The 16720-nt window shown below is 60.5% G+C and carries 13 protein-coding genes; 6 read left to right on the top strand and 7 right to left on the bottom strand.

The window, feature by feature from the left end; all coding sequences use genetic code 11:
• Positions 1 to 80 precede the first annotated feature (80 nt).
• Complete coding sequence (locus QD336_RS21650; protein ID WP_499172141.1) at positions 81 to 665, bottom strand: PRC-barrel domain-containing protein; 585 nt, start codon at positions 663 to 665, stop codon at positions 81 to 83.
• Positions 666 to 902: 237 nt separating this feature from the next.
• Here QD336_RS21650 and QD336_RS21645 point away from each other — a divergent pair, with 237 nt between their 5' ends.
• Positions 903 to 2627, top strand: coding sequence for a sensor histidine kinase (locus QD336_RS21645; protein WP_269347285.1), 1725 nt, complete (start codon positions 903 to 905; stop codon positions 2625 to 2627).
• 282 nt (positions 2628 to 2909) lie between these two features.
• Here QD336_RS21645 and QD336_RS21640 read toward each other — a convergent pair whose 3' ends face one another.
• Positions 2910 to 3893, bottom strand: a complete 984-nt coding sequence (locus tag QD336_RS21640) for a sensor histidine kinase (RefSeq protein ID WP_499172140.1) — start codon at positions 3891 to 3893, stop codon at positions 2910 to 2912.
• 100 nt (positions 3894 to 3993) lie between these two features.
• Positions 3994 to 4788, bottom strand: a complete 795-nt coding sequence (locus tag QD336_RS21635; protein ID WP_269347288.1) for a response regulator — start codon at positions 4786 to 4788, stop codon at positions 3994 to 3996.
• A 138-nt stretch (positions 4789 to 4926) separates the two neighbouring features.
• On the opposite strand from QD336_RS21635, the gene QD336_RS21630 reads away from it, so the two are divergent.
• Positions 4927 to 5133, top strand: a complete 207-nt coding sequence (locus QD336_RS21630; protein WP_499172139.1) for a NepR family anti-sigma factor — start codon at positions 4927 to 4929, stop codon at positions 5131 to 5133.
• Entirely contained in the window at positions 5133 to 5699 is a 567-nt protein-coding gene (locus tag QD336_RS21625) for an RNA polymerase sigma factor (RefSeq protein ID WP_080828265.1), read from the top strand. The genes QD336_RS21630 and QD336_RS21625 overlap by 1 nt, the downstream gene beginning before the upstream one ends.
• Before the next feature lie 65 nt (positions 5700 to 5764).
• Here QD336_RS21625 and QD336_RS21620 read toward each other — a convergent pair whose 3' ends face one another.
• Positions 5765 to 6235 carry an Lrp/AsnC family transcriptional regulator gene (locus QD336_RS21620; RefSeq protein WP_080828267.1) on the bottom strand — a complete coding sequence of 157 codons (471 nt, stop codon included), beginning with the start codon at positions 6233 to 6235 and terminating at the stop codon, positions 5765 to 5767.
• Positions 6236 to 6410: 175 nt separating this feature from the next.
• On the opposite strand from QD336_RS21620, the gene putA reads away from it, so the two are divergent.
• Positions 6411 to 10085, top strand: coding sequence for a trifunctional transcriptional regulator/proline dehydrogenase/L-glutamate gamma-semialdehyde dehydrogenase (gene putA / locus QD336_RS21615; RefSeq protein WP_499172137.1), 3675 nt, complete (start codon positions 6411 to 6413; stop codon positions 10083 to 10085).
• A 238-nt stretch (positions 10086 to 10323) separates the two neighbouring features.
• Here the strand turns inward: putA and amaB are convergent, their stop codons facing one another.
• Positions 10324 to 11853: an L-piperidine-6-carboxylate dehydrogenase gene (gene amaB / locus QD336_RS21610; protein WP_499172136.1), complete on the bottom strand. Its 1530-nt coding sequence runs from the start codon at positions 11851 to 11853 to the stop codon at positions 10324 to 10326.
• 214 nt (positions 11854 to 12067) lie between these two features.
• On the opposite strand from amaB, the gene QD336_RS21605 reads away from it, so the two are divergent.
• Entirely contained in the window at positions 12068 to 12970 is a 903-nt protein-coding gene (locus QD336_RS21605; RefSeq protein WP_499172135.1) for a LysR family transcriptional regulator, read from the top strand.
• Between the two features lie 12 nt (positions 12971 to 12982).
• Here the strand turns inward: QD336_RS21605 and QD336_RS21600 are convergent, their stop codons facing one another.
• Positions 12983 to 13963, bottom strand: a complete 981-nt coding sequence (locus QD336_RS21600) for a glutathione S-transferase family protein (protein ID WP_499172134.1) — start codon at positions 13961 to 13963, stop codon at positions 12983 to 12985.
• Positions 13964 to 14068: 105 nt separating this feature from the next.
• Positions 14069 to 14956 carry a DMT family transporter gene (locus tag QD336_RS21595; RefSeq protein ID WP_499172133.1) on the bottom strand — a complete coding sequence of 296 codons (888 nt, stop codon included), beginning with the start codon at positions 14954 to 14956 and terminating at the stop codon, positions 14069 to 14071.
• Positions 14957 to 15338: 382 nt separating this feature from the next.
• Here QD336_RS21595 and QD336_RS21590 point away from each other — a divergent pair, with 382 nt between their 5' ends.
• Entirely contained in the window at positions 15339 to 16670 is a 1332-nt protein-coding gene (locus QD336_RS21590) for a UDP-glucose dehydrogenase family protein (RefSeq protein ID WP_499172132.1), read from the top strand.
• The last annotated feature ends 50 nt before the right edge of the window (positions 16671 to 16720 follow it).

Raw genomic sequence — 16720 nt, 5'->3', positions numbered from 1 at the left:
GGCACCGGCCAACTGGCCGGTGCCTTTCGCGAGACGGCTGATCAAAGCCTGTCCCGCTCCTGCCTCCCCAGGTATGGGGATTAAGGCTTGGTTGCGGATGTGGTCGTGCTGTCCGGAGCCGGCGGCATCGCCGCATTCCTTTCACTGGCCTTCTGTTCCAGCGTCTTGAATTCCGGTGCGCCCTTCAGCGTTTCCGCCGTTTCGGTCGTCGTCAGACGAATGGTCCCATCCTGCGCGTTGCGGGTCATCGTCACCTTGTCCATGGGAACGGCCACGTCCTTGGCGCCGATGCCCAGGAAGCCGCCGACACCGATCACGGCTGCAACGAGGCCACCATCTTCTTCCATGATCAGGTTGGTGACGTTACCAATGCTTTCATCGGCTGCGGTATAGACCGCCTTGCCGATATAGTCGTTGGCGCTGACCTGGGTTTCGCCCTGTTCGGTCAGATAGGCGCCGCCTGTTGTTGTGGCCGCACTGTCATTGGCCGAAGGTGCCGCCGGAGCCGCAGGCGTCATCGGGGTGGCGGGCGGGGTTGTCGGTTCCGTCTGCGCGCCCGGATTTGCCGGTGCGGGCTGGGTGGTGCCTTGAGCGATGGCCAGTGGCGCGAAAGCCGTCGTGCCCATCAGGGCGGCGGCGACGAGTATCGTGAGTTTCTTTGCCATTTCGTACCTTCCTTTCATCGTTCTCAACTGGCCGGCGGTGATGAATGTCGTGTCCGCTCCTCGGCCGGTTCGTCTGGCAAACGGGTTGGTCGTTGAAATAGTTCCGATTTTTTCAACGATACGGATGCAATTGCGGCGCACCGCCGCGGCCGGCGGCAAGAAATCAGGCATTGCTAAAGGGGGACGGCACGGTATTATCCGTGCCGTAACAATGCCATAACTGCCGGAGTTTTTTGTATGCCTCGACCCGGCGACAGACTGAAAGACATGATCTCGGCCTTGCGGCGGCGCAGCGCGAATTTTTTCCCTACTGCCTCCATCGGTACCTATCTGGTGGTGATGGCAACCGTCATTACCCTGCCGCTCATTCTTTTCGGCGGCTATTTGATGCTGCGTCTGGAAGCCGAAAAGCGCGATGACCTGCAACGGGAAACAATCGAGGATGTGCGGGTGGTCTCCCGCAACATCGACCGCCGCCTGCAGGAAATCGCCACCTCGCTCAATCTTCTGTCGCAATTTCCGGAACTCGAAAGCGGCAATCTCGCCGCGTTTCAGGGACGCGTCGCCGACAGTCTGAAACGGGAAGGCCTCTACGCCATTCTCGCCACCAAGGATGGCCAGCAGCGTCTCAATACGCGCGTGCCCTATGGCCAGCCGCTCGGCAAGGTGCCGGCGGAAGCCAATTTGGGGAGGGCGATCGACTCCCGCCGTATCACCGTCTCGGACATGTTTTTCGGCTCAACCAGCAAGGAATGGGTGTTCAACGTCACCATGCCGCTCGGCCCGGACCTGGACCCCGCCGGAGACGCCCTGATCCTGACGCAGAATACCAGCGATTTGAGCCGGCTCATCCCCACGGAAAACCTGCCGCGCAACTGGGCGGTCGCCATCATTGACGGCACCAACCGTGTCGTCGCTTCAAGCGCGCCCGATGAGGCGGAAGTGGGCAAGCCGTTTGTCACCCCCGACGTCCTTTCGGAAATGCAGGCCTTCAGCGGCAATTTTTTTGACGGCAAGGGAAATCTCTATGCCTATGCGCAATTGCCGGGCTGGCAATGGAAAACGGTGATGTGGGGTCCGCTTGCCGCAAGCCAAGCGGCGCTGATAGACACCTGGCGGCAGATGATGATCGGCAGCCTGATGCTGGTGCTGATTGCCATCGGTGGCGCTTATCTGGTCGGCCGGCAATTGCGCAGCTCCATTCGCGACCTGACCCTGATGGCCGAACGCATCGGCGAAGGCGAGATCGTCGCCCCCGTCGATACCAAGATAAAGGAAGCCAACCAGGTCGCCATCGCCCTTTCCAATGCCTCCTTCGACAGGAGCCAGACGGAAGAGCGCCTGCAACTGCTGCTGCATGAGCTGGTGCACCGCTCCAAAAACATTCTGACACTGGTTCAGGCGATGATCCGGCAGTTGGGACGGGAAAATAAGAGCATTCCGGAATTCCAGAAGGAAGTGGATCACCGCCTGCGCGGTCTTGGCATGTCGATCCGGGCCTTGGCGGAGGTTCAATGGCAGGGCCTGCCGATCCGCCGGCTGATCGAGACCCATCTCGATGTTTTTGGCACCGTGTCACAGCGCTTCGTGCTGACGGGAGATGATTTCATGCTCTCCCCGGAAGCGGCGCAGAATTTCGGCCTGGTGATCCATGAGCTGACCACGAACTCCATCAAATATGGTGCACTGTCGGTTCCCTACGGAAAAATCACCCTGCGCTGGCAGTCGCTCGAAAAAGACGGAAGGCAGATGCTCCATCTCGTCTGGACCGAAACCGGCGGTCCACCGGCGCGCGAGCCGAGCCGCAGCGGCTTCGGCACCACGGTCATCAAACGGCATGCGGAAGGCGCCTTCGGCGGACAGGTGGTAACGGAATATCGCGAGACCGGCTTCGAATGGTCGCTGGAAGCACCGCTACGCTATTTCATACCCAAACGATCGGAACAGACAGGCACGCATTGAGGCCGCCACTTTCGGACCGAGGTCGCGCGAACGAGAGAAAAATCGCGCGAAAAAGGGCCGCACCCTGCGAAATGTTAAAAAAAAATGCATTTTTCGGGAACCAAATCCGATCAGGCGTGTTTTATCTCAGGCCAAGCAATTCCCCCGTCCCCGCCTGAAGCTTGGCTGAAAATAAACAGGTTTCACCCCTGAAAACCTGTCATAAAAATAGCACGGCTCCCCTGTGGGCCGTGCTTTTTGTTGCGCCCACGCAAGAGGCCAAGCCCGCGCGGCGCCATGACCTCACGAATCCGCACCGTCACCGGAGGGAAATGTCAGCCGGTAGACGATCCGCTCCGGCGTCAGCTGATATTCGGCACTTCCCCCCAATGCGGACGGAACGACCTTTTCCAGCACGACGCTGCCAAAGCTGCCGCGCCGGGCCTCCGCCGGTTCTTTCGACGGCATCATCGGCTCATTCCATTCGACCACATAAAAATCACCCTCCTGGCGACACTGAAGAGAGATCGGCGGGTGATAGGCAAGATTGCCGCTATGGCTGACGGTGTTGACGACCAGCTCATGGAAGGCAAGCCCGATATAAAGCGCGCCATTCGGGTTGAGCAGCAGGTTTTCGCCTTCCATATGGATGAGGTTCGGATATTCCGGCACATAAAGATCGAATTGCTGGCGCAGAAGTTCGAATATGCGCGCGCCCCGCCAGTCCGAATCCGTGATGAGATCCTGGCTCTGGGCAAGGGCATGCAGCCGGCCGCGGAACTTGCGCAGAAAATCATCCTTGGTGAGGCTGAAGCGGGCCGTCTGGCCCGCAAGGCTCTGGATGATCGCGAGAAGGTTCTTGGAACGATGGCTGACCTCGCGCAGCAGCGAGCGCAGAAGCTGCTCGCGCCGCCTTTCCGCCGTCACCTCGCGGATGGTGGTTTTCATCACCATCTGGTTCGACTGGTTGAAGGTGGAATGAACATGAAACTGGAAGACGCGATCATTGCCGGCATTGACTTCCAGCATGCCGCGGTTGCCCGCCGTGTTCATGTCCTTCTTGAGCTCGGTCAGCCGGGCGGAGAGATCGTTGCCGAACAGGTTTTCATCGGTCGGGCGCGAATTCGTCGGCAGTTTCCAGACATCCGGCAGGTTGGCCACGAAGATATAGTCGCGGTTCCAGTCCTGCAGCATCACTGTCTCACCGGAATCGAGCAAGGCGAGGACGAGCGAATCGTGAAGTTCGCTTTCGTCCCTCTCCGCATTATGCCACGCCAGCCGATGCAAATTCGTCTCCTTGCAGAAAGCCGCGGGAAGCCCCACGACCGTAACCGCCAACGCCCGGGCGCCACACTGGTTCCCGGTCAGGCTGCGGTTTCGGCAGATTTCACGCCGCGACGCGTGAGCTTTCGTTGAAAAACAGGGCCTGGCTGATAAGTGCTTTCACCATGTCCGGGTTGAAGGGTTTCGTTACAAGGAACGTCGGCTCCGGCCGCTCACCCGTCAAAAGGCGTTCGGGGAAAGCCGTGATGAAGATCACCGGCAGGGACGTCATCTGCAGAATATCCTTCATCGCATCAAGACCGGAACTGCCGTCTGCGAGCTGGATATCGGCCAGGATCATCTTCGGCTGGGTGCGGTGGAAGAGATCGAGCGCTTCCGTATGGGTGCGGGCGATGCCCGTGACGCGGTGGCCGAGATCGGTGACCATCTGCTCTATATCCATGGCGATCAGAGGTTCGTCCTCGATGATCATGATATCGGTCGCAACCTGCCGGGCGATTTCCGATGCCGCCTCGTCGATCAGTCCGCCGACCTGATCCTCGGAGACCTTCAGAACCTCTGCGGCTTCCGCAGGCGTGAACTCTTCGACGGTCGTTAAAAGGAAAGCCTGGCGGGCTAGCGCCGGCACGGCCGCGAGGTTGGCCGAGGCGCGTTTTTCCCATCCCGAGAGGTTTTCATCGGTCTTAATATTGATCGTGACGGAACTAAAGATCGATACGAACAATTGATAGAGCGAAACGCGATCGCTGCTTGTCTGCGGGAAAATGCTGATATCGGCGATCAGAGCTTCAAGCGTTGCCGCAACATAGGCATCGCCCGTCGATTGTGAGCCGCAAACGGCACGCGCGAACCTGCGAAGATATGGCAGGTGCGGTGCGATGCGTGTAGAAACTGACATGGAATTCTCCCCTTTCATGCGGTCTGCAACGCAAACCCGAGATAGCAACGTGCGCATCGCAAAAAAAGTTCCGGACGGCCGGAACTATTTTTTTTACCGCGCATTCTTTGCCACGACACAAAAGGAATACCGGACGTTATGAGCATATTTCAATCGGACCAAGATTCGCCGGACAATTCGGCGCCCCCCCAGGTTCCAAACTCCGGGCGGGCGGTGATTTCCCGCAAACTCAGGGAGCTGTATGATGCCGTTCAGGATGAAGGCATCCCTGATAAATTCCTCGACCTTCTCGAAAAACTCGATGAAGCCGAAAGCAAAGCCAAGATGAAGGCTTCGGAGGAATGATGGCGAAAGAGCCGGAGCAGACAGAATATAATTTCAAGCGGGAAATGCTGGCGGCGCTGCCGAACCTGCGCGCCTTCGCTATTTCGCTCATCCGTTCGAGAGACCGCGCAGACGACCTCGTGCAGGACACGATCATGAAGGCTTGGGCGAAACAGGACAGCTTTCAGCCCGGCACCAATATGCGGGCATGGCTGGTGACGATCCTGCGCAACGAATTCTACAGCCAGATTCGCAAATCCGGCCGTGAGGTACAGGATACGGACGGGGTCTACACCTCGCGCCTGTCGGTTCCGCCGGAACAGCATGGATCGGTTGATCTTCAGGATTTCCGGGCTGCACTTGCAAAACTGCCCGACGACCAGCGCGAAGCCATCCTGCTGATCGGCGCCTCGGGTTTTGCCTATGAGGAAGCCGCCGAGATTTGCGGTTGCCCGGTCGGCACGATCAAGAGCCGCGTCAGCCGCGCAAGGCTGCGCCTGCAGGAACTGCTGGGCATCGAAAACGAAAACGAATTCGGTCCGGACGCACAGATGAGCGCGGTCACCGCCGCCGCCACGGCGCGCTGAGAGAACTGAATTTGGACAATGACGAACGGGCAGGCCTGCGTCTGCCCGTTTTTTATGTCCGCTTTTCAGATACCGGTTTCCTTGACCGATTGCATGACCACGAAGGTGGAGGTGTTGGCAACGGAGGGCAGGCTCGATATTTTTTCACCGAGCACCCTTCGGTATTTGCGGATGTCGCTGGTGCGTACCTTCAGGAGATAATCGAAGGCGCCGGCGATCATGTGGCACTCCTCCACCTCCTTGATTTTGCGCACCGCCGTATTGAACTCCTCCAGCGCCTTTTCCCGCGTATCGGACAGTTTGACTTCGGCAAAGGCAATATGATCGACGCCAAGCTTCTGCGGATTGAGCATGGCCCGGAAGCCAAGAATATAGCCCTCATCCACCAGCCGTTTCAGCCGCGTCTGGCATGGCGTCTTGGAAAGACCGACCCTTTTTGAGAGTTGCAGCACGGACATGCGCCCGTCTTCGCTGAGCGCCTCGAGAATCTTGAGATCGAAGTGATCCAGACCGTCTGTTTTTTGACTATTTGCCATGCGATTTCACGCCAATCTCGAATTATAAAAGTTCATATTGCCTGTTTTATCCTGAAAATAAGGCCATAGCAATTTTTGCGACGATGATATTGTAAGCGCCAGAACGACAAGCGGTGGGCGGAGGACGTGCTGCCGCCGATGGTCTGCCTTCAACAGCGTTTTCAGGATTTTCAGAATGGCCGATGGTGCAAGCAACGCCGGTGTAGCGGTGAACGGTATCTTCCAGAATTTTGCACCGCCGGTGCGCGAACAGAGCCTGTTGCGCAAGGCGATTACCGCCGCCTATCGCCGCCCCGAAGAGGAGTGCCTGGCGCCGCTCATCGAGGCAGCGACGGTAACATCCGAACAGGCGAAAGCCATTCGCGCCACGGCCCGCAAGCTGATCGAGGCGCTGCGCTCCAAGACCAAGGGCACCGGCGTCGAGGGGCTGGTGCAGGAATATTCGCTTTCCAGCCATGAGGGCGTGGCGCTGATGTGCCTTGCCGAAGCGCTCTTGCGCATTCCCGATACCGCCACCCGCGATGCGCTGATCCGCGACAAGATCGCGCGCGGCGACTGGAAGTCCCATATTGGCGGCGGCCGCTCGCTCTTCGTTAATGCCGCCACCTGGGGTCTCGTCATCACCGGCAAGCTGACCTCGACGGTGAATGACAGCGGCCTTTCAGCGGCGCTGACGAAACTGATCGCGCGCGCCGGCGAACCCGTCATCCGCCGTGGTGTCGACATGGCCATGCGCATGATGGGCGAGCAGTTCGTGACCGGCGAGACGATCGGTGAAGCGATCAAGCGGTCGAAGCCACTGGAGGAGCAGGGCTTCCAATATTCCTACGACATGCTGGGCGAGGCTGCGACCACCGCGAAGGATGCGGAGCGTTATTACAAGGATTATGAAAACGCCATCCACGCCATCGGCAAGGCGTCTGCCGGCCGTGGCATTTATGGCGGACCGGGCATTTCCATCAAGCTTTCGGCGCTGCATCCGCGTTACTCCCGCGCGCAGGCGGAGCGGGTGATGGCGGAGCTTTTGCCGCGCGTCAAATCGCTGATGCTGCTCAGCAAGACATACGATATCGGCCTCAATATCGATGCCGAGGAAGCCGACCGGCTGGAACTGTCGCTCGACCTTCTCGAGGAACTGGCGCTCGACAAGGACCTTGCGGGTTGGAACGGCCTCGGTTTCGTGGTGCAGGCCTATGGCCGCCGCTGCCCCTTCGTTCTGGATTACATCATCGATCTCGCCCGCCGCTCGGGCCGTCGCATCATGGTGCGTCTCGTCAAGGGCGCTTACTGGGATGCGGAAATCAAGCGCGCGCAGGTGGAGGGGCTGGAAGACTTCCCGGTCTTCACCCGCAAGGTGCACACGGATGTTTCCTATATCGCCTGTGCCCGCAAGCTGCTCGACGCGCGCGATCTGGTCTTCCCGCAATTTGCGACCCATAACGCGCAATCCATGGCGACGATCTATCACCTCGCCGGACCGGACTTCAAACTTGGCGACTACGAGTTCCAGTGCCTGCATGGCATGGGCGAACCGCTTTACAGCGAAGTCGTCGGTAAAAAGAAGCTCGACCGGCCCTGCCGTTTCTACGCCCCGGTCGGCACCCATGAGACGCTGCTGGCCTACCTCGTTCGCCGTCTTCTGGAAAACGGTGCGAACTCCTCCTTCGTCAACCGCATTGCCGATCCAGCCGTGCCGGTGGATTCGCTGCTGGAAGACCCGGTTGCCGTGGTCAAGGCCTATGCGGTTCCCGGTGCCCAGCACGACCGCATCGCTGCCCCCGCTGGCCTGTTCGGCCCGGAGCGGAAAAATTCCGCCGGCCTCGACCTTTCCAGCGAAACGACGCTTTCTGCCCTCGACAAGACCCTGAAGGCAGGTGCCGCAACGGAATGGAAGGCTGCCGCGCCACGGGCGGGCGGCCAGACGCGCCCGGTCTTCAACCCCGGCGATCATACCGATATCGTCGGCCAGGTGACGGAACCCACCGAAGCCGATGTTGAAGCGGCGATGCAACGGGCGGCGGCCTCACGCTGGCCCACCACCCCCGTGGAAGAACGCGCCGCCTGCCTGGACCGCGCGGCCGACGCCATGCAGGCCGAAATGCCAGCACTTCTCGGCCTCATCATGCGCGAGGCGGGAAAATCCATGCCCAACGCCATTGCCGAGGTGCGCGAGGCCATCGACTTCCTGCGTTATTACGCGGCGGAAGCCCGCAGGAATTTCAAGGCTGGCGAGACGCCGCTCGGCCCGATCGTCTGCATCAGCCCATGGAACTTCCCGCTCGCCATCTTTATCGGCCAGGTCACGGCGGCGCTGGTTGCCGGTAATCCGGTTCTGGCAAAACCCGCCGAAGAAACGCCGCTGATCGCCGCGCAGGGCGTGCGCCTGCTGCATGAGGCAGGTGTGCCGGCGGATGCCGTGCAGCTTCTGCCGGGCGACGGCAAGACGGGTGCCGCTCTTGTCGGTTCGCCGCTGACGGCGGGCGTGATGTTCACCGGCTCCACCGAGGTGGCGCGGCTCATTCAGGGCCAGCTTTCCGGCCGGGTTCTCGCCAATGGCCAGCCGATGCCGCTGATTGCCGAGACCGGCGGCCAGAACGCCATGATCGTCGATTCCTCGGCTCTTGCCGAGCAGGTCGTCGCCGACGTCATCGCATCCGCCTTCGACAGCGCCGGACAGCGCTGCTCGGCACTGCGTATCCTCTGCCTGCAGGAAGACGTGGCGGACCGCACGCTGACCATGCTGAAAGGCGCGCTGCATGAATTGCGGATCGGCCGCACCGATCGTCTCTCCGTCGATGTCGGTCCCGTCATCACCGCCGAAGCCAAGGGCATCATCGAAAAGCACATTGATGGCATGCGTTCACTCGGCCACCGCATCGAGCAGATCACGCTTGCCGGCGAGACCGGCAAGGGCACCTTCGTGCCGCCGACCATCATCGAGATGAAATCGCTCGCCGATCTGAAGCGCGAGGTCTTCGGGCCGGTGCTGCACGTCATCCGCTTCAAACGCGATAATCTCGACCGGCTGATCGACGAGATCAACGCCACCGGCTACGGCCTGACCTTCGGCCTGCATACGCGTCTCGACGACACGATCCAGCATGTCCTCTCCCGGGTTGCGGCCGGCAATCTTTATGTGAACCGCAACATCATCGGCGCGGTGGTCGGTGTGCAGCCCTTTGGCGGGCGTGCCCTTTCCGGCACCGGCCCCAAGGCCGGCGGCCCGCTTTACCTCGGCCGCATGACTGAGAAAGCGCCGAAGATCGACCGCATCGCCAGCCAGCAGGATCAGGCCGCGGTGGATCTCGCCCGCTGGCTGGATGAAAACGGTGAAACCATCGCCGCCGAAGCCGCACGGCAGGCGGCAGCGCTTTCCGGCCTCGGTTTCGAGACCGAGCTGGCGGGGCCCGTCGGCGAACGCAACGTCTATGCGCTGCATCCGCGCGGCAAGATCCTGCTGGTGCCCGCAAGCGAACAGGGGCTTTACCGCCAGCTTGCGGCAGCACTTGCCGCCGGAAATGCGGTCGTCATCGACAATGCCTCGGGACTGGAAAAATCGATCTACGGCCTGCCGGCAACCGTCACCTCACGCATCGTCTGGGCGGATGACTGGGCAAAGTCCGGCCCCTTTGCCGGTGCACTGGTTGAAGGTGACGCGGAGCGCGTGGTTGCGGTCAATAAAAAGATCGCCACCCTGCCCGGCCCGCTGGTCCTCGTTCAGGCCGCAACGACGGACGCGCTTTCCGGCGAAAGCCAGCCCTACAACCTAGACTGGCTGGTGGAGGAAGTCTCCGTCAGCGTCAACACCACGGCCGCGGGCGGCAATGCCAGCCTGATGAGCATCGGGTGAGGGACTTGAAACGGATCGACGCGGAAAAATCCGCGTCGGCCAGACTTCGGGCAAATCCTGCCCGCGACGTCATCCCTGGGCTTGTCCCAAGGATCTGAACAGGTCAATTAAATCAATTGGTTGCAGATGCTCGGGACAGGCCCGAGCATGATGGAGGAGAGATTTTCGGACTTCGCCATCACCCTCACCGATAAGAACCAGCAACCAGAAACCATCGCCGCTACCCGAGCGGCCCATATCATTCGATATCGAAGGACACGCCCTGCGCCAAAGGCAGCGCCTTGGAATAGTTGATGGTGTTGGTGGCCCGGCGCATATAGGCCTTCCAGGAATCCGAACCGGATTCACGGCCGCCGCCGGTTTCCTTCTCGCCGCCGAAGGCGCCGCCGATTTCCGCACCCGACGTGCCGATATTGACGTTGGCGATGCCGCAATCCGAGCCTTCCGACGACAGGAAACGTTCCGATTCCTGCAGGTCACGCGTGAAGATCGACGAGGACAGACCGGCGGCAACCGCATTATGGGCGTCGATCGCCTGATCGAGATCGTTATATCTCATGACATAGAGGATCGGCGCGAAGGTTTCTTCCAGAACGGGGCCAACCTGCTTCGGCATTTCGACCAGCGCGGGCTTCACATAATAGGCATCCGCCGCGCCGGTATCCACGCGGCCGCCGCCATTCACCACACCCCCGGCCGCCTTGGCAGCCTCGAGCGCCTTCTGCATGCCGTTAAAGGCCGCCTTGTCGACCAGCGGGCCAACGAGTGCGGAGCTTTCCAGCGGATTGCCGACGGAGACGGAGGCATAGGCCTTCTTCAGGCGCGGCACGAGTTCGTCATAAACGCTGTCATGCACGAAGAGGCGGCGAAGCGTGGTGCAGCGCTGACCGGCAGTGCCCATGGCGCCGAAGGCGATGGCGCGCAATGCCATGTCGAGATCGGCAGACGGGCAAACGATGCCGGCATTGTTGCCACCAAGTTCCAGAATGGCGCGGGCGAAGCGCTTCGCCAGACGCGGGCCGACATCGCGGCCCATGCGGGTGGAACCGGTGGCGGAGACGAGCGGCACCCTGGCATTGTCCACCAGGGCCTCACCCACGGCACGATCGCCGATCAGCAGCTGGGACAGACCTTCCGGTGCATCGCCGAAGCGAGCGACGGCGCGCTCAAAGATGCCCTGAACGGCAAGGGCCGTGAGCGGCGTCTTTTCCGAAGGCTTCCAGACCACGGAGTTACCGCAGACGATGGCGAGCGCGGCATTCCACGACCAGACGGCAACCGGGAAATTGAAGGCCGAGATGACGCCGACGACGCCAAGCGGATGCCAGGTTTCCATCATGCGGTGGCCGGGGCGTTCGGTGGCGATGGTGAGGCCGTAAAGCTGGCGGGAAAGACCGACGGCGAAATCGCAGATATCGATCATCTCCTGCACTTCACCGAGACCCTCGGACGGAATCTTGCCCGCTTCCAGCGAGACGAGACGGCCGAGATCGGTCTTGAAGGCGCGCAGTTCTTCGCCAAGCAGGCGGATCAATTCGCCACGACGGGGCGCCGGCACGTTGCGCCAGGTCCTGAAGGCCGCGTCAGCCTTGTCGACCACGGCTGCGACGCCCTCGACCGAAACGGTCTTGAGGCTCGCGATCTGCTCACCCGTGACAGGGCTGAAGGACGCCATGTCGCCGCCGGTATAAAGATCGCGGGCAACACCCATCCTGTCGAGCAGAGCCGCGGCTTCCTGTTTCACGTCAAGCTTCGTCATCGCATCCATGTCCATCGTCCTTTTGGCTAAAAGGGGAGGAAAGACCGTTTGGAAACGGCGCTTTCAACTCCCGTCACTCTTCTTTCCCCGAATTTTTCATTCGTTCTTTGAAACTGGGCCCGGCAACGCCGGAAAAACACCGTTCCATTCTTTCCCGTAATCATATATGGGCATAACAACCCTTTTCCAATGAGGAAAGCGGGTAAGTTGATGCGAGAATGGAATGGATCCGCGCAGAAGACTGGTCCCCGATATCGTCACCCTGCAGGCGTTTGAATGCGCGGCACGGCATGGCAATTTTACGCGCGCGGCCGAAGAACTCAACCTCACACAGAGCGCGGTGAGCCGGCAGATCGGTGAGCTGGAAGCCCAGACCGGCATGCAGCTTTTCGAGCGCATCCGCAGGCGGGTCGTGCTGTCGGAGGCCGGGCGCAAATTCCTGCCCGATGTGCGGCGCCTGTTGCAGCAATCCGAACAGCTGATGGTGCGCGCGGTTTCCGCCGGAACATCGCATGCATCGCTCTCCGTCGCGACGTTGCCAACCTTTGGCAGCCGCTGGCTGATGCCGCGCCTCCATCGCTTCATCGATGCCAACCCGGAAATGACGATTACGATCGGCTCGCGCTCACACCCCTTCGATTTCGATGAGGAAGGTTTCGATCTCGCCATTCATTATGGCCAACCGGTCTGGGCGCATGGCACCTGCACGTTCTTATGCAATGAGGTGATCGTGCCGGTCGCGAGCCCTTCCCTACTCCGCCGCGCCAGCGTGAACCGGGCGCAGGATCTGGCCGGGCAACCGCTGCTGCATGTCACGACCCGGCCGAAACTGTGGACTGAATGGCTGGAAATGAACGGGGTGACGGCCGAAAATGCCTATCAGGGCAGCCGTTTCGACCAGTTTTCGATGATCATCGAAGCCGCCGCAAGCGGCATCGGTTTTGCCCTTCTGCCGAAATATCTCATCGAGGCGGAACTTGCCTCCGGCCGCCTCGACATCGTCTTCGACATCCCCCTGCAGACCGACAAGAGCTATTATGTCGCCCTGCCGGAAGGGCGGCAGGACAATGCGCTTGCCCGCGCCTTTCAGGCCTGGTTGCTCGATCAGGTCGGCAAACCGGTCTAGGCCGTCACCGGCTCAATTCGCGGGGCGGAGGGAAACCTCATCCAGCCCCGGAAGATCGGGACCGACGGGCACGATCCGGGTCGGGTTGAGCGCCTTGATGGAATAATATCCATGCTTGATGTGATCGATATTGACCGTGTCACGCACGCCCGGCACGGTCAGCACCCGCATCATATAGGCCTGCAACGCGGGATAATCGGCGATGCGGCGGAGATTGCATTTGAACAGGCCATAGTAAGCAGCATCGAAACGCACCAGCGTCACGAAAAGCCGGACATCGGTTTCGGTCAGACGATCTCCGAACAGGAAAGGCCCACCGGTCGCCAGCCGCGTCTCCAGCTCATCGAGCGTCGCGAAGACGTCGGCGAAGGCTTCCTCATAGGCAACTTGTGTGGTGGCAAAACCGGTTCTGTAAACGCCGTTATTGAGGCGGGGATAGATGTGATCGTTGAGGGCGTCGATCTCATTCCGCAGCGCCTCCGGATAAAGGTCGATCGCATTATCGGCGAGATCGCCGAAGCCGGAATTCAGCATGCGCAGAATATCGGCGGATTCATTATTGACGATGGTTTTCGTTTTTTTGTCCCACAGCACCGGCACGGTGGCGCGGCCGGTATAATGCGGGTCGGCGCTGGTATAGACCTTGTGCATATAGGTGAAGCCGTTCAGCCCATCGCGATCCGCACCCGGATAGTCGCCGAATTTCCAGCCTTCATCAGAGAGCGCCGGCTCGACTACGGAGACGGAAATCACATCCTCCAGCTTCTTCAGCTTCCGGCCGATCAGCGTGCGCGACGCCCAGGGGCAGATCAGCGCGACATAGAGATGATAACGGCCGGCTTCGGCCGCAAAACCGCCCTCGCCCGTCGGTCCGGCCGAACCATCCGGCGTTACCCAGTTGCGAAAACCGGAGGTCTGGCGAACGAAGCCGCCCTTCTTGTCGGTTGCCTGCACCGGATGCCATTCGGCCGTCCATTTTCCATCCACGAGCATTGCGGCTCTCCGTTCATCTATCGATGAAAGCCTTATGAGCCGATTGGCCATCGAGCCACAAGCTGCGCTTCGGTTGACGCACTGTTTCCGATCGGAGAATGGAGGTTAGAGGCGATTGCGGAAAAACGGGTTCCAGCGCACGGTGCCGAGCCTTACCTTTTCGCGTATCATCGTCAGCAGCCCCGATGCGGCGATGACGGCGAGCCCCAGCACCGCAATCGCATCGGGATATTCGTGAAAAAAGGCCATGCCGATCGCCACGGCCCACAGGATTTGCGAATAATGCGACGGCGCGATCTGGCTCGCCGGCGCAATGCGGGTCGCGACCAGAAGTGTGATCTGCCCCGTTGCGGTGCAAAGGCCGATGAAGGCGAAAGCCAGAAGCTGGTGCAGGTTGGGCATGACGAAATCGGGAATGGAGGCAATGCCATTGAAGGTGAGGCCGTAAATCAACAGCACACCCATGATCGACGTGCGCTTTTCCTTGCCCGCAAGCGAGCGCAGCAGCACGATGGTCATGGCCGCCAGGAACGCGACACCGATGGCGGCGATATGCCCGAGTTCCAGCGTCTTGAAGCCCGGCCGCACCACGAGGATAACGCCGACGATGCCGGCCAGAACCGCCGCCCAGCGCCATGGGCCGATATTTTCCTTGAGGACCACGGCGGAAAGCACGGTCACGAAGAGCGGCGACAGGAAGATCAGCGCATAGGCTTCCGCCAGCGGAATGGTGGTGAAGGCATAGATGCCGAAAATGCCGGCGAAGAGGCCGGAAATGGCGCGCCCATGCACTGCGAAGGGCCGACTCATGCGCCAGAATTCGCGCCACCTTTCCTCACGCGGTTTGCTGAAGAAGATGAAGATGCCGGAGAAGAGGATGCTGAAAAAGCCGATCTCGAAAACGCTGACCTGTGAGCCAAGCGACTTGATCGTGGCATCGCCCAGGGAAAAGGTCGCATAAGCGAACAGACCGAGCAGAAAACCCTTTTGCATTTGAACTTCCCCGAACATCGACCGCAATGCAAAGCATCCCCCGGCCGCGTGGTGCAACCCGAGCGCCCCATCAAAAGGGCAGACAGTCTGGCAGATTTGATCCTCACCCCTATGGCTAGACCCGGCTACCTATGAGTGCAAGCCGCAAAAGGGGCAAAAAAGCGCGATCTCGCCACATCGGTGCAATCGGCTGCAAGGTGCGGCAAATTTGTCCCGCCACGGCCATCACATCACCGTCATGGAAAGAGGTTAGCCGGTGTTGATCGTGGCGCTTGGCGACGGGCGCGAAGGCGGCTAAATATTATCATGCGATTTTCACCCGCCGATTTCCCCGGCCGGTGCTGCTGCGTTAACATGGCCTCACTAACCGAAAGGAAAAAGAATGCGGATTGTGATGATCGGTTCGGGTTATGTCGGCCTTGTGTCCGGCGCGTGTTTTGCAGATTTCGGCCATGACGTGGTTTGCGTCGACAAGATGCCGGAGAAGATCGAGGCCTTGAAAAGCGGCCATATCCCGATCTTCGAGCCGGGCCTGGAGACCATCGTCGCCAACAATGCCAAGGCCGGCCGGCTGAGTTTCACCACCGATCTGACTGCGGCCGTCGCCAATGCGGATGTCGTCTTCATCGCGGTCGGCACGCCCTCGCGACGCGGCGATGGCCACGCCGATCTCGGTTATGTCTACGCGGCGGCAAAAGAGATCGCCCATGCGCTCGACGGCTTTACCGTCATCGTCACCAAATCCACCGTTCCCGTCGGCACCGGTGACGAGGTGGAGCGCATCATCCATGAGGAAAACCCCTCGGCCGATTTCGCCGTCGTCTCCAACCCGGAATTCCTGCGCGAAGGGGCGGCCATCGAGGATTTCAAGCGGCCGGACCGCATCGTCGTCGGCCTTTCGGATGAGCGTGCCCGCCCCGTCATGACCGAGGTTTACCGCCCGCTTTACCTCAACCAGTCGCCGCTGCTCTTCACCACGCGCCGCGCCTCCGAACTCATCAAATATGCCGCCAACGCCTTTCTGGCCATGAAGATCACCTTCATCAACGAAATGGCGGACCTGTGCGAAAAGGTCGGCGCCAATGTGCAGGACGTCTCGCGCGGCATCGGGCTGGACGGCCGTATCGGCCCGAAGTTCCTGCATGCCGGCCCCGGTTATGGCGGCTCCTGTTTCCCGAAGGATACGCTGGCGCTCGCCAAGACCGCGCAGGATTACGACGCGCCCGTGCGGCTGATCGAAACCACCATCGCCATCAACGACAACCGCAAGCGCGCCATGGGCCGCAAGGTCATCAATGCGGTGGGCGGCGACGTGCGCGGCAAGAAGATCGCCGTACTGGGCCTCACCTTCAAGCCGAACACTGACGACATGCGCGACAGCCCGGCGATTGCCATCATCCAGACCCTGCAGGATGGCGGCGCGAAGGTGGTGGGTTACGATCCCGAAGGCATGGCGAATGCGCGCCATCTGATCGAGGATATCGACTATGCAACGGGCCCCTATGAGGCCGCCGAAGGGGCGGATGCCGTGGTGATCGTGACGGAGTGGAACCAGTTCCGCGCGCTCGACCTGCCACGCCTCAAAGCCATCATGAAAAGCCCGGTGCTGGTGGATCTGCGTAATATCTACCGCTCGGATGAGGTTGCCGGCCATGGCTTCATCTATGCCGCGGTGGGCCGCCCGCATGACGGCAGCCCGGGTAACGACGCTTAAAGGCTCATTTTCGCAATTTCATCAAAAGTTTTTCGCGCTTCGGTCAGACC

The organism is Rhizobium sp. BR 250 (assembly GCF_047445855.1).
GTDB lineage: Bacteria > Pseudomonadota > Alphaproteobacteria > Rhizobiales > Rhizobiaceae > Agrobacterium > Agrobacterium tumefaciens_I.
Note: the sequence above shows the minus strand (reverse complement) of the source record. Positions and strands in the feature narration are given on the sequence as shown.

Coding starts and splice junctions, on each gene's coding strand:
- amaB (WP_499172136.1), bottom strand. CDS start 11,853: ATGGATGCGATGACGAAGCTTGACGTGAAACAGGAAGCCGCGGCTCTG.
- QD336_RS21635 (WP_269347288.1), bottom strand. CDS start 4,788: ATGTCAGTTTCTACACGCATCGCACCGCACCTGCCATATCTTCGCAGG.
- QD336_RS21625 (WP_080828265.1), top strand. CDS start 5,133: ATGGCGAAAGAGCCGGAGCAGACAGAATATAATTTCAAGCGGGAAATG.
- QD336_RS21605 (WP_499172135.1), top strand. CDS start 12,068: ATGGATCCGCGCAGAAGACTGGTCCCCGATATCGTCACCCTGCAGGCG.
- putA (WP_499172137.1), top strand. CDS start 6,411: ATGGCCGATGGTGCAAGCAACGCCGGTGTAGCGGTGAACGGTATCTTC.
- QD336_RS21645 (WP_269347285.1), top strand. CDS start 903: ATGCCTCGACCCGGCGACAGACTGAAAGACATGATCTCGGCCTTGCGG.
- QD336_RS21600 (WP_499172134.1), bottom strand. CDS start 13,963: ATGCTCGTGGATGGAAAATGGACGGCCGAATGGCATCCGGTGCAGGCA.
- QD336_RS21650 (WP_499172141.1), bottom strand. CDS start 665: ATGGCAAAGAAACTCACGATACTCGTCGCCGCCGCCCTGATGGGCACG.
- QD336_RS21590 (WP_499172132.1), top strand. CDS start 15,339: ATGCGGATTGTGATGATCGGTTCGGGTTATGTCGGCCTTGTGTCCGGC.
- QD336_RS21620 (WP_080828267.1), bottom strand. CDS start 6,235: ATGGCAAATAGTCAAAAAACAGACGGTCTGGATCACTTCGATCTCAAG.
- QD336_RS21630 (WP_499172139.1), top strand. CDS start 4,927: ATGAGCATATTTCAATCGGACCAAGATTCGCCGGACAATTCGGCGCCC.
- QD336_RS21595 (WP_499172133.1), bottom strand. CDS start 14,956: ATGCAAAAGGGTTTTCTGCTCGGTCTGTTCGCTTATGCGACCTTTTCC.